The organism is Dorea sp. MB18-49 (genome assembly GCF_023669465.1).
Classification (GTDB): Bacteria; Bacillota; Clostridia; order Lachnospirales; family Lachnospiraceae; genus Dorea_A; species Dorea_A longicatena.
The window spans coordinates 1-13,512 of record NZ_JAMOYX010000030.1; the positions used below are offsets into that span (position 1 = coordinate 1).

The 13,512-nt window shown below is 43.5% G+C and carries 12 protein-coding genes; all 12 read left to right on the plus strand.

Annotated features, from left to right (window positions below; all coding sequences use genetic code 11):
* Positions 1 to 266 precede the first annotated feature (266 nt).
* The 12 genes from udp to NCY30_RS09730 all read left to right on the plus strand — a co-directional run bounded on the left by udp (position 267) and on the right by NCY30_RS09730 (position 13,377).
* A complete protein-coding gene (gene udp, locus NCY30_RS09675) occupies positions 267 to 1,046 on the plus strand; it encodes a uridine phosphorylase (RefSeq protein ID WP_055193363.1) in 780 nt (259 codons plus the stop codon).
* Between the two features lie 20 nt (positions 1,047 to 1,066).
* Complete coding sequence (locus NCY30_RS09680) at positions 1,067 to 2,269, plus strand: NupC/NupG family nucleoside CNT transporter (RefSeq protein WP_055193361.1); 1,203 nt, start codon at positions 1,067 to 1,069, stop codon at positions 2,267 to 2,269.
* A 149-nt stretch (positions 2,270 to 2,418) separates the two neighbouring features.
* Positions 2,419 to 3,615 (plus strand): phosphopentomutase, encoded by a 1,197-nt coding sequence (locus NCY30_RS09685; RefSeq protein ID WP_055303072.1) that lies wholly within the window; start codon positions 2,419 to 2,421, stop codon positions 3,613 to 3,615.
* Between the two features lie 71 nt (positions 3,616 to 3,686).
* Entirely contained in the window at positions 3,687 to 4,355 is a 669-nt protein-coding gene (gene deoC / locus NCY30_RS09690; RefSeq protein WP_022415954.1) for a deoxyribose-phosphate aldolase, read from the plus strand.
* A gap of 3 nt (positions 4,356 to 4,358) precedes the next feature.
* Entirely contained in the window at positions 4,359 to 4,871 is a 513-nt protein-coding gene (locus tag NCY30_RS09695; RefSeq protein ID WP_006428483.1) for a DUF1097 domain-containing protein, read from the plus strand.
* 381 nt (positions 4,872 to 5,252) lie between these two features.
* On the plus strand, positions 5,253 to 6,287 hold the full coding sequence (gene iolC, locus NCY30_RS09700) for a 5-dehydro-2-deoxygluconokinase (RefSeq protein WP_044920396.1): 1,035 nt from the start codon (positions 5,253 to 5,255) through the stop codon (positions 6,285 to 6,287).
* A 24-nt stretch (positions 6,288 to 6,311) separates the two neighbouring features.
* Positions 6,312 to 8,243 carry a 3D-(3,5/4)-trihydroxycyclohexane-1,2-dione acylhydrolase (decyclizing) gene (gene iolD / locus NCY30_RS09705; protein ID WP_006428486.1) on the plus strand — a complete coding sequence of 644 codons (1,932 nt, stop codon included), beginning with the start codon at positions 6,312 to 6,314 and terminating at the stop codon, positions 8,241 to 8,243.
* Between the two features lie 34 nt (positions 8,244 to 8,277).
* Positions 8,278 to 9,063, plus strand: a complete 786-nt coding sequence (locus NCY30_RS09710) for a 5-deoxy-glucuronate isomerase (RefSeq protein ID WP_044920398.1) — start codon at positions 8,278 to 8,280, stop codon at positions 9,061 to 9,063.
* 49 nt (positions 9,064 to 9,112) lie between these two features.
* Entirely contained in the window at positions 9,113 to 10,264 is a 1,152-nt protein-coding gene (locus NCY30_RS09715; RefSeq protein WP_006428488.1) for an iron-containing alcohol dehydrogenase, read from the plus strand.
* A gap of 84 nt (positions 10,265 to 10,348) precedes the next feature.
* Entirely contained in the window at positions 10,349 to 11,236 is an 888-nt protein-coding gene (gene dapA, locus NCY30_RS09720; protein WP_044920401.1) for a 4-hydroxy-tetrahydrodipicolinate synthase, read from the plus strand.
* A 16-nt stretch (positions 11,237 to 11,252) separates the two neighbouring features.
* A complete protein-coding gene (locus NCY30_RS09725; RefSeq protein ID WP_006428490.1) occupies positions 11,253 to 12,563 on the plus strand; it encodes an MFS transporter in 1,311 nt (436 codons plus the stop codon).
* Positions 12,517 to 13,377 carry a class II fructose-bisphosphate aldolase gene (locus tag NCY30_RS09730; protein ID WP_044920403.1) on the plus strand — a complete coding sequence of 287 codons (861 nt, stop codon included), beginning with the start codon at positions 12,517 to 12,519 and terminating at the stop codon, positions 13,375 to 13,377. Before NCY30_RS09725 ends, NCY30_RS09730 begins: the two co-directional genes overlap by 47 nt.
* Positions 13,378 to 13,512: the final 135 nt, after the last annotated feature.

Genomic DNA, 13,512 nt, shown 5'->3' on the forward strand with positions numbered 1-13,512 from the left:
CTATTTATATATTATGAGCATGTATAATCCGATTCAAACCCTGTTAAAATAATAAAAGCAAATATGGCAAAAGTCAATGTTATTTCCGACTTGTCTAATTTACACAACCAGACATTGTAAAAGATGCACAAAAACAGACAAGGATATTTGTAAAATATTGCGTGTTGCAAATATACAAGTATAGATATAGAATAGACAACAGCGAGACAAGTAGTAGACATGTATAAAACAATATTTAACATTTTATTTTCAGGAGGATGAATATCATGCAGAATTATTCAGGAGAAGAAGGATTACAGTATCATTTACAGATCAGACCGGGAGATGTTGGACGTTACGTTATCATGCCTGGTGATCCAAAGAGATGTGCAAAGATCGCAAAACATTTTGACGATGCAAAACTGATTGCAGACAGCAGAGAGTACATCACTTACACAGGTTACTTAGATGGAGAAAAAGTAAGTGTAACATCAACAGGTATCGGCGGACCGTCAGCATCTATCGCACTGGAAGAACTGACACTTTGCGGAGCAGATACATTTATCCGTGTCGGAACATGCGGAGGAATTGAACTGGATGTCAAAGGTGGAGATATCGTAGTTGCAACAGGAGCAATCCGTATGGAAGGAACAAGTAGAGAGTATGCACCGATCGAGTATCCGGCAGTTGCAGACCTTGATGTAACAAATGCACTGGTTGCAGCAGCAAAAGAACTTGGACATACATACCATGCAGGTGTGGTACAGTGTAAAGATGCATTCTACGGACAGCATGAGCCGGAGAGAATGCCGGTAAGCTATGAACTGCTTAATAAATGGGAAGCATGGAAACGTATGGGATGCAAAGCTTCTGAGATGGAGTCAGCAGCACTTTTCATCGCTGCAAGCCATTTAAGAGTACGTTGCGGATCTAACTTCCTTGTAGTAGGAAATCAGGAAAGAAATGCACTTGGAATGGAAAATCCAATCGTACATGATACAGAAGCAGCTATCACAGTTGCTGTAGAAGCAATCAGAAAACTGATCAAAGCAGACCGCGAGAAATAAGATCAGAACGGAGGAACGAGATGAAAGTCTTTTTAAATTTATTGGGGATTGTGGTTGTAATCGGACTGATCTTTCTGATTTCCTGGGATCGTAAGAATATCCGCTGGAAAGCAGTAGGAAAAGCAATCATTGCACAGTTTGTCATTGCGATCTTACTTGTAAAAGTCCCGGTTGGCAAGATGGTTGTGTCTGCCATATCGGACGGTGTAACAGCAGTTATCAACTGCGGACAGAATGGTCTGTCATTTGTATTCGGAAGCCTTGCAGACAGCAGTGCTCCGACAGGAAGTATCTTTATCGTACAGACACTTGGTAACATTATCTTCGTATCTGCACTGGTAAGCTTGCTTTATTACCTTGGAGTGCTTGGATTCGTAGTAAAATGGATCGGTAAAGCAGTTGGAAAACTGATGGGGACGACAGAAGTAGAAAGCTTCGTTGCAGTTGCCAACATGTTCTTAGGTCAGACGGACAGCCCGATTCTGGTCAGTAAATATATCGGAAACCTGACAGACAGTGAGATATTAGTTATTCTGGTATCCGGTATGGGAAGTATGTCAGTATCCATCCTCGGAGGATATCATGCACTTGGTATCCCGATGGAATATCTTCTGATCGCCAGCGCACTGGTACCGGTTGGAAGTATCCTCGTTGCAAAAATGTTACTGCCGCAGACAGAGCCTGTACAGTCTATCACAGACGTAAAGATGGACAACAAGGGCAATAACGCCAACGTGATTGACGCCATCGCAGAAGGTGCCGGAACAGGTATGCAGATGGTAATTGCTATCGCTGCATCTCTGGTTGGTATCATCGGTATCGTTGCAGTAATTAATATGATTCTTGGATTTGCAGGAATCAGCCTGGAGCAGATTTTCTCTTATGTATTCGCACCGTTTGGTTTCCTGATGGGACTTGATACCAATCAGGTACTGATGGAAGGTGCATTCCTTGGAAACAAACTGATCGTAAATGAGTTCGTTGCATTCCAGGATCTGGGAAAAATCTTATCATCCTTAGATTACAGAACAGGAATCGTATGCTCCATTTCCCTTTGCGGATTTGCGAATCTTTCAAGCCTTGGTATCTGTGTATCCGGTATTGCTGTACTCTGCCCGGAAAAGAAGAGTACACTTTCAAGACTGGTATTCAGAGCAATGCTCGGTGGTGTATTCGTAAGTATCTTAAGTGCGATGATCGTAGGACTGATCACACTGTTCTAATATAAGATCAATTATAAGATTAATGTTAAGGTTGATATTAAGTATAATTGAAAATATATAATGAAAGCAGATAGAGAATTCTGGAACAGGAATGCAAATACATTACTGTTCCAGATATTTGACATATGAGAATTAAGAAGGTGTATAATATGAACGAAAAGAAATATAAAAGAATATTTACCGTAGTCATAGATTCACTCGGCGCCGGAGAGATGCCGGACGCCTCTTCTTATGGTGATGCGGGGACAGATACCCTGGGACATATTGCGGCAAATGTAGAAGCGTTTAAAATTCCGAATCTGCAGAAACTTGGAATTGCGAACTTAAAAGATCTTGCAGGTATTGCACCTGTAGAAAAACCGTTGGCTTATTATGGGAAATTAAGAGAAGCAAGCAACGGAAAAGACACCATGACCGGACACTGGGAGATGATGGGACTTCACATCACAACTCCGTTCAAGACATTTACAGAGACAGGATTCCCCAAAGAACTGATCGATGAACTGTCAAAGAGAACCGGACGTACGATCATCGGTAATAAGAGCGCCAGCGGAACAGAGATCCTGGAGGAACTGGCAGAAGAAGAGATTGCAACCGGTCATATGATCGTCTACACATCTGCGGATTCTGTTCTTCAGATCTGCGGAAATGAAGAGACATTTGGCCTGGATGAATTGTACCGTTGCTGTGAGATCGCCCGTGAGATTACGATGAAAGATGAGTGGAAAGTCGGACGTGTCATTGCAAGACCATACGTCGGCAAGAAAAAAGGCGAGTTCAAACGTACCAGTAACCGTCATGACTACGCATTAAAGCCATATGGAAGAACTGCGTTGAATGCATTGAAAGATGCAGGTCTGGATGTCATTTCCGTTGGTAAGATCTTCGATATCTTTGACGGAGAAGGAATCACAGAGTCAAATAAATCCAAGAGTTCCGTACACGGAATGGAGCAGACAATCGAAATCGCAAAGAGAGATTTCGAAGGATTCTGCTTTGTCAACCTGGTAGATTTCGATGCACTGTGGGGACACAGAAGAGACGTCAAAGGATATGCACAGGAACTTGAAAAATTTGATGTCAAACTCGGTGAATTATTAGGCGAACTGAAGGAAGACGATCTTCTGATCATCACCGCTGATCATGGAAATGATCCGACACATACCGGAACCGACCACACAAGAGAAAAGGTGCCGTTCCTTGCGTATTCTCCGTCTATGAAAGAAGCAGGAGAACTTGAGGAAGCAGACACATTTGCCATTATCGGAGCAACAATCGCAGACAACTTCGGTGTTAAGATGCCGGAAGGAACGATCGGACATTCGATCCTGGACAAGCTGAACTAAAAGAACTGAATCAGACAAACTGAAAATTAGTAAACCTATCACAATGAATGAAAAAAGAAAGGCAAGAGATTATGAATACAAGTGAAGTTTTAAAAATTGTTGACCACACATTATTAACACAGACAGCTACATGGGAAGACATCAAGACAATTCTTGATGACGGAATCAAATACGAAACAGCTTCTGCATGTATCCCGGCTGCATACGTAAAACAGGCAGTAGAATACGTAGAGGGAAAACTTCCAATCTGTACAGTTATCGGCTTCCCGAACGGATACAGCACAACAGCAACAAAAGTATTCGAGACAAAAGATGCGATCGCTAACGGAGCATCTGAGATCGACATGGTAATCAACATCGGATTCTTAAAAGACGGAAGATACGATGAAGTAGAAGAAGAGATCCGTCAGATCCACGAAGCATGCGATGGAAAGATCTTAAAAGTCATCATCGAGACTTGCCTTCTGACAGAAGAAGAGAAGATCAAGATGTGTGAAATCGTAACAAAAGCCGGAGCAGAATTTATCAAGACATCTACAGGATTTTCTACAGCCGGAGCAACATTTGAAGATGTAAAACTGATGCATGATCATGTCGGAGAAGGTGTGAAGGTAAAAGCTGCAGGCGGAATCAGCTCATTCGACGACGCAAAAGAATTCATGAGCCTCGGAGCAGACAGACTTGGAACAAGCCGTCTGGTAAAGATCATGAAAAATACAGATAACGGTGCAGGATACTAAGATATGAGTTCTTTGTGTGCATTAAGCATTGTAACAGCAGTCCTCTGTGGTATCTGGTCTTATCTTGCAGGAATTGCCGGACTGATCGGCTGGGCCGGCTTTGCAGGATGCACCACCTACTTTGCCTGTGGAAAACATGGCATGAGCGGGGTGAAAAAGACCATGATTACGAATCTGACAGGCGTCCTATGTGGAATGACGATCATCACACTTAGTAAGATCAATCCGTTATTCGGGAATCTTGGAATCTGGTGCGGGATCATTACATTCGTGATGTGCATCATTGCAAAATACGAGTGGTTTGACTTCTGTCCGGGAACATTCATGGGATGTTTTACGACATTCGCAGCGGATGGAAACTGGAGTGTGCTAGTGGTATCGCTGGTGATCGGGGCATTTTCAGGATTTGCCTGTGAATATGGAGGAAACTGGCTGTATCAGGCAGTGACTGAGAAAAAAAGATGTAATACATATGTGGGAGAAAATGTATTGCAGGAGAAGAAAGAGATAGAGTAAGAAAAAGCTTTGCTGTTTTGTAGGGGGGAGACGGCAAGGCTTTTTTTGTTGCAAAAGCATGCAAGAGAAGCCGTCAGAGTATCCTGTAAAAGCCATCGGGGACACTAAAAAAGCCATTTTTCACGTCCCCATGGCCCCCACGTTCCCATGTCACTGCGTGCTAAAATGCGTGCAATACAAACCGTGATTGTGCAAAAACAACAATAACACACGCCATAAATTGTGGAAAATGCGGGAAATAAAAAATAATTCAAAATCCTATTGCACATTCAAAACGCGTGTGCTAATATACAGTCAACAAATGAAACACGCAAAAAAGCACACAAATAAAACAATAAAGCACGCAAAAGCAAAAAAGGAAAAAGCAGGAGGATGCAAGATATGAAATATGTAGAATTTGACCAGACAAGACCAATGGACCTGATACTTCTCGGAAGAGTCGCAATCGACTTCAACCCAGCTTACAACGATCAGGTAAAAGAAGAGTTCAAACCATTAAAGGATGTACACACATTTGAAAAATTCGTCGGCGGATCTCCGGCGAACATTGCAGTAGGTGTTACAAGACACGGATTAAAAGCAGGATTCCTCGGAAAAGTATCCGATGATCAGTTCGGTGATTATGTAACAGAATATTTTGACAAACAGGGAATTGACACATCACACATCACAAGATGTACAAACGGCGAGAAGCTCGGACTTACATTTACCGAGATGCTCTCAGAAAAAGAAAGCCATATCCTGATGTACAGAAACTGCATCGCAGACCTTCAGTTACATGTAGATGACATTGATGAAGAATACATCAGACAGTCCAAAGCAATCCTGATCTCTGGAACAGCACTTGCAGAAAGTCCTTCGAGAGAAGCTGCGATCAAAGCAGTGATGCTGGCAAAGAAGAATGATACAAAAGTTATCTTCGATGTTGACTACAGAGAATATAACTGGAAGAACAGTGATGAGATTTCCATTTACTACTCTATTGTAGCAAAAGAAGCAGATATCATCATGGGATCCAGAGAAGAATTCGACCTGACAGAGAAGCTGATCAAAGAAGGCATGACAGATGAAGAAAGCGCAAGCTTATGGCAGGGATACAACGCTAAGATCGTAGTGATCAAGCACGGAATGAAAGGGTCTACCGCATATACCTGTGACGGACAGAAGTTCAGTATCAAGCCATTCCCGGTAGAAGCAAGAAAGGGATTCGGCGGAGGAGACGGATATGGCTCCGGATTCTTATATGGATTATATCAGGGCTGGGAAGTGATCGACTGTCTGGAATTTGGTTCCGCAGAAGCATCCATGATGGTAAGAAGCAACAACTGTTCAGATTCCCTTCCGGGACCGGACGCAGTACATGCATTTATTAAAGAAGAAAAAGAAAAATTTGGCGAAATGATCGCAAGAGTATAAAAAAGCAGCAGGAGGAAGAGAACAATGACAAAGACAATCCGTATGACAGTTGCACAGGCAATTGTGAAATTTCTTGATAATCAGTACGTTTCCATGGACGGGGAAGAGACAAAATTCGTAGAAGGATTCTTCACCATCTTCGGACACGGAATTGCAGTAGGACTTGGAGAAGCGCTGGATACAGATCCTGGACAGTTAAGAGTCCTTCAGGGAAGAAACGAACAGGGAATGTGTCATGTAGCAACCGCATTTGCAAAGCAGAGCAATCGTAAGAAAATCATTCCATGTGCTTCATCCGTAGGACCTGGAGCAGCAAATATGGTGACAGCATGCGCAACAGCAACGGTTAATAACATTCCACTTCTGGTGTTCCCGGCAGATACATTTGCTTCCAGACAGCCGGATCCGGTATTGCAGCAGTTAGAGCAGAGCAACAGCCTGGCAACAACAACCAATGATGCATTCAAGCCGGTGTGTAAGTACTGGGACCGCATCACAAGACCAGAGATGATCATGACAGCACTCATTAATGCAATGAGAGTTCTGACAGATCCTGCCGAGACAGGCGCATGCTGCATCGCTCTTTGCCAAGATGTAGAAGGTGAGTCCTATGATTATCCGGAATATTTCTTCCAGAAACGTGTACATAGAATCACAAGACCTGTAGCGGTAGAAGAAGAACTGGAAGATCTTGCAGAGATCATTGCAGAAGCTAAGAAACCACTCGTGATCGTAGGCGGCGGTGTCCGTTACTCAGAAGCCGGTGAGACGGTTGAAAAGTTCTGCGAAGAATTCAAGATTCCATTTGGCGAAAGCCAGGCAGGAAAGAGTGCCTGCAAGTCTAGTCATCCGTACTGCTTAGGAGGTATCGGAGTAACGGGAACTTATGCTTCCAATATTATCGCTGAAGATGCAGACGTAGTGATCGCAATCGGATCGAGAATGTCAGACTTTACAACAAGCTCCAAGAGACTGTTCAAGAATCCGGATGTAAAATTCGTGACGATTAACAACTGCAGATTCCACGCATACAAGATGGATGCAGCAAAAGCAGTCGGAGATGCAAAGGTTACAGTAGAAGCACTTACCAAAAAACTTCGTGCACGCGGTTATGTATCTGCATACAACGGAGAAATCGAAGAAGCCAAGAAGGTATGGGACAAAGAAATGGTCCGCCTGGCAGGCATTGAATATACAGGAGATGATTTCGAGCCGATCATCAAGGCAAGAGATCCAAGAACGATTCCGGAATTCGTAAAGATGACAAACGGAAAGATCACACAGACAGCAGCACTTGCAGCAATCCGCAGAGTGATCGATGAAGATGCGACTATTATTACAGCAGGCGGTTCCCTTCCAAGCTGCATGCAGAGAATGTGGACAACAGACAAGCGCGGCGGCTATCATGCAGAATACGGATATTCCTGCATGGGATATGAAGTAGCAGCAACACTTGGTGTGAAATTCGCAGAACCGGATAATGAAGTATACTGCGTAGTTGGGGATTCCAGCTTCCAGATGTTACACAGCGAGATTATGACGATCATGCAGGAGAGAAAGAAAGTCAATATTCTGGTATTCGATAACTGTGGATTCGGATGTATCAACAATCTGGAAATGAATCATGGTATCGGAAGTATCGCAACAGAGTTCCGTTACACAGACGGCAAGAAGCCTTGTGGGGATCTGATCCCGGTTGACTATGCGAAGATCGGTGAAGGATACGGGCTTAAGACATACACATGTAAGACGATCGCAGAATTAGAGGCAGCACTGGAAGATGCGAAGAAGCAGGAAATTGCTTGCTTATTCGACTTAAAGGTTATTCCAAAGACCATGACAGACGGATATGAATCATGGTGGAATGTAGGAATTGCAACTACTTCTTCTAAGGAGTCTGTAAGAAAGGCATGCGTTGGTGTTCTGGAAGGAAGAAGAGAAGCAAGAGATTATTAAGATTTATAAAGATAGATTCAGGAGGCGAAAGACAGTGAGTAAGGTATTTGGTTATCCAAAATTCGATGAAAATGGCGAGATGATTCTTACCACTTATGACAATGAATATAAGGCAATGATGATGGACATCCGTGTGTACAGCATGAAGGCCGGACAGATAAGAACATTTAAGAGAGACAAAGAGGAGACGGCGGTTCTCCTTCTCTCCGGAAAAGTAACCTATACATGGGAAGATGAGAAAGCAACGGTCAGCAGAAAAGATGTATTTACCGAAGGTCCATGGGCACTGCACGTAAGCGGAAGTAAAGAGATTACTGTAACAGCAGAAGAAGATACTGAAATTCTGGTACAGTGCACGCACAATGACAAAACATTTGCAAGCAAATTGTATTCACCGGACGATGCACCTTGGGGCTATTCAAGTGTCGGAAAGTTCGGAAATGTGGCAAAGCGCCGTGTAAATACAATCTTTGATCACGATATCTGTCCGGAGTCGAATATGGTACTTGGAGAAGTATTGAATGACAGAGGAAACTGGTCAGGATACCTGCCACACAGACATCCACAGCCGGAGACTTACCTGTTCAAGTTCGACAGACCGGAAGGATTCGGAGCAAGCTTTGTCGGAGATCAGGTATTCAAAAGTGTAGACAACAGTTTTTCCGCAATTCCTGGTGGAGAGCTTCATCCACAGGCAGTGGCACCTGGATTCCAGATGTACACATGCTGGATGATCCGTCACATTGATGGCAATCCATGGCTTCAGACGGACAGATGTGAAGACGAGAGATATGTGTGGATGCATGATGCACAGTTTTAATTAAGAAGATAGCAAAACGCTTATTTAGAGAGAAAAGGAGATAATTATTATGGCAAGAGAATTTATCGTACCTGGACAGATGATTTCAGGATCAGGAGCACTTGATATGGCACAGGATACACTTGGAACACTTGGAAAGAAAGCAATGATTGTTACAGATAAAGTGATGATCGATCTTGGAAACTGTGCAAAAGTAGAGAATGCATTAAAAAGCCAGGGTGTAGAATATACTATTTACTCTGAAATCGCAGGAGAACCAACAGACGTAATGATCGAAAAAGGTCTGGCTCAGTACAAAGCAGAAAGATGTGATTTCCTCGTAGCACTTGGTGGAGGAAGCCCGATTGATTCGATGAAAGCAATCGGATCCCTCGTGAAAAATGGCGGAAGCATTTCTGATTACATGGGAAAAGTGATCGATGTAGAGATGCCTCCGATGGTAGCTATCCCGACAACAGCAGGAACCGGATCTGAAGCTACACAGTTCACGATCATTACAGATACCAGAAAAGACATTAAGATGCTGCTGAAAGGTAAAGTGCTGATTCCTTCATTAGCCATTATCGATCCCCAGTTCACTATGACAGCACCACCGAAGATTACGGCAGCAACAGGGCTTGATGCATTGTGCCATGCAGTAGAAGCTTATACATCCAGAAAAGCACAGACATTATCAGATACTTTTGCAATGTCAGCTGTAAAGAGAATCTTCAAATTCCTCCCAGTAGCATTCCATGATGGAAAGAATGAAGAAGCAAGAGTACAGATGTCTGTAGCAGCTCTGGAAGCAGGAATCGCATTCAACAACTCATCTGTAACACTGATCCACGGAATGAGCCGTCCGATCGGAGCATTGTTCCATGTAGCACACGGACTTTCTAACGCAATGTTGATGAAAGAGTGCTTAAGCTTCGCATTAGAGGGAGCCTATGACAGATTTGCAGATCTCGGAAGAGCTATCGGAGTTGCAACACCGGAAGATTCGGATCAGGCAGCCAGTGAGAAATTCCTGGATGCAGTCGTAGCGCTGACAGAAGAATTAGAGACACCGACACTTGCTGAGTTCGGAATTGACAAAGAGAAATTTTTCGAAGTGATCGAGAAAATGGCATATGATGCAATGGACAGCGGAAGTCCGCAGAATACACAGCGTACGATTACACAGGCTGATGTAGAGCAGATGTATAAAAATCTGTGGTAAGTATAAAAGTTAGAATGTAAGAAGATATTACAGATGCCATACGGGTTCCGTGTGGCATTTGTAAAAATCAGGAGAGGTAGCAATATGGCAATATTTACAGGTGCAGGAGTAGCAATCGTTACTCCGTTCAAAGAAGATGAATCTATCGATTATGACAGATTGGACGAATTGATCGATTTTCACTGTGAAAACGGAACCGACAGCATCGTAATCTGCGGAACTTCCGGGGAAGCTGCAACGATGACAGAGCGTGAACACATGGAATGTGTGAAATTTACGGTTGAACGAACAAAAGGAAGAATTCCGGTTATCGCAGGAACCGGCTCAAACTGTACGAAGACGGCAATGGAATTATCAAAAGAAGCCGCCGGATATGGCGCAGACGGCGTGCTTGTCGTGACACCATACTATAACAAGGCAACCCAGAAAGGTATGATCGCACACTTCACTCAGGTAGCAGATGCAGCGAAAATACCGGTTGTCCTTTATAACATACCTGGAAGAACCGGATGTAAGATGGAAGCAGAGACTGTGGCTTATCTTGTGAATCATGTGGATAACATCGTGGCAATCAAGGAAGCAAGTGGAGATTTCTCCAATATCGTGAAGATGATGGATCTGACAGATGGAAAATTAGATCTGTATTCCGGAAATGATGACCAGATCGTACCATTGATGTCACTGGGCGGAAAAGGAGTGATTTCCGTACTTTCCAATGTAGCCCCACAGGCAGCCCATGATATCTGTCAGCTTTATCTGGATGGAAAGGTAAAAGAAAGTCTGGAGCTGCAGTTAAAGGCATTGCCATTAATTCATGCATTGTTCTCAGAAGTAAACCCGATTCCGGTAAAGAAAGCGGTAGAACTGATGGGCCTATGCGGAGGAACCGTAAGAGCACCTCTGACAGAGCTTGAGCCGGAGCATACAGAAATCTTAAAAAGAGAGATGCAGAAGTTCGGACTTATTTATTAATTAAGAGGAAAAAATTATGGAGTTAACAACTACACAGAAAAGACAAAGATTACTGACGATGATATTTGGTGCCATTGCTATCTTTTTTACCGGCTATCCTCACGTATGGTCGATCTATCAGCCATACGTGATGGAACAGGCCGGCTGGAGCCAGACAGCAGCGTCTATGTGTTTTTACCTGGCACTGAGTACATTCGTATTTGGAAATATAATCGGTGGAAGATTACAGGATAAATATAATCCGAAGATTGTTGTATGGATCGGAGGCGGTATCTTCGCCATTGGAATTCTGGCATCCGCATTCCTGATCGTACCTTCGTCGCTTCCTATGTATGTGACCTATGGTGTGATGCAGGGATTCGGACAGGGACTCATTTATACCGTAATTATCTCGACTGTTCAGAAATGGTTCCCGGGAAGAACGGGATTCGCATCAGGTGTGGTCGTAACGGCAAACGGACTGTGTGGATTCTTTCTGGCACCAATCAGCAGAAGAATCCTGCAGGCAGAGGGACCGGGAAAGACATTCCTGATCATTGGTGCAGCGATTACAATCTCCTGGATCTTATGCGGTATCTTCTTTACCGCTCCGGATAAAGAGTGGAGAAGAAAAGCCGAACGGGCATTAAGAGAACAAAACGTGGCAAATGGAAATGCAGAAGCACAGACAGAACAAAAGCAGTACACATCCGCAGAGATGATGAAGACAAAGAACTTCTATCTTCTTCTGGCGACGATGCTGTTTGGGCTGATTTCTTATTTCCTGGTGTCACCGGTATCACAGACATATCAGATTGAACTTGGAATCCCGTCGGCAATTGCGGTCAGTGCAGTTATGATCGGTTCCATTGTGAATGCCGGAACCCGGCTGGTACTTCCGACACTTTCCGATAAAGTAGGAAGAGTGGGATGTATCAAGGGCGTGCTGGCAGTATCTGTTGTGGCAATGGCAATACTTACATTTACCAGATCCTATACCGTAACCGCAGCAATCATTCTGATGTATGGATGCTATGGCGGAATCATGGGAAGTTTCCCATCCTTTACAAGTTCCATCTTTGGAATTGAGCATACCGGAGAAAATTACGGATTCGTAATGCTTGGTATCGTAATCGCAACATGTGGCGCACCGGCATTATCAGGATTCATTACCGGAAAAGGATATGGCATGCATGTGGTATTCGGGATGGGAATTGTATTTGCAGTGATCGCCCTGATCTGTCTGACAATATTGGGACATAACCTGAAAAAAGAAGAACATGGAAAGGAGCAGAAGAACAATGGCATTAGTAACGATGAAAGAATTACTGGAGCGTGCGAAGAGTAATTACAGAGGAATCGGCGCATTCAGTGTTGGAAATATGGAGATGGTAAAAGGAGCAATCCAGGCAGCAGAAGAACTGGACACTCCGATCATCTTGCAGATTGCAGAAGTAAGATTGAAACACTCCCCGCTTGCACTTATGGGACCAATGATGGTACAGGCTGCAAAAGAGGCGAAAGTAGACGTGGCAGTGCATCTGGATCATGGACTTACCATGGAGACAGTAGAGAAAGCACTGGAACTTGGATTTACCTCCGTCATGTTCGACAGCTCTACATATCCATTTGAAGAAAATATCGAGCGTACAGTAAAGATAGTAGAACTGGCAAAGAAATACGGGGCAACCGTAGAGGCTGAGCTGGGACTGGTAGGTGGAAGCGAAGACGGAAGTGAAGATCATGGAATCCGCTGTACGAATCCGGATGATGCAAAGATATTTGTTGAACGCACCGGAATCGATGCATTGGCAGTTGCAATCGGAAATGCACACGGCAATTATCCGGTAGCACCGAAGCTTGCATTTGATGTACTGGAGCAGATCCATGATAAGACAGGAATTCCGTTGGTTCTTCATGGTGGAAGTGGAATCACGGATGCAGATTTTAGAAAAGCAATCGAGCTTGGAATTGTGAAAGTGAATATTGCGACAGCAAGCTTTAATCGTCTGACAAAACATGCGGAAGAGTATCTGAAGTCAGAAGGAGCACATAATTATTTTGATCTGAATCTGGCTATGGTACAGGGAACGTATGAGAATGTGAGACATCATATCGAAGTGTTCAACTGTGAGATGCCGCTGGATGAGGTGGATGCGTAAAAATATAATAATGATGATACAATAAATAAAGTTCTGTTAATTGGCTATATGCACGATAACAGAACTTTATTTTTGTGCATTTTATTAGAAAATGAATGGAGAAAGCAGCATTTATTGACATAAAAAACAACCGGT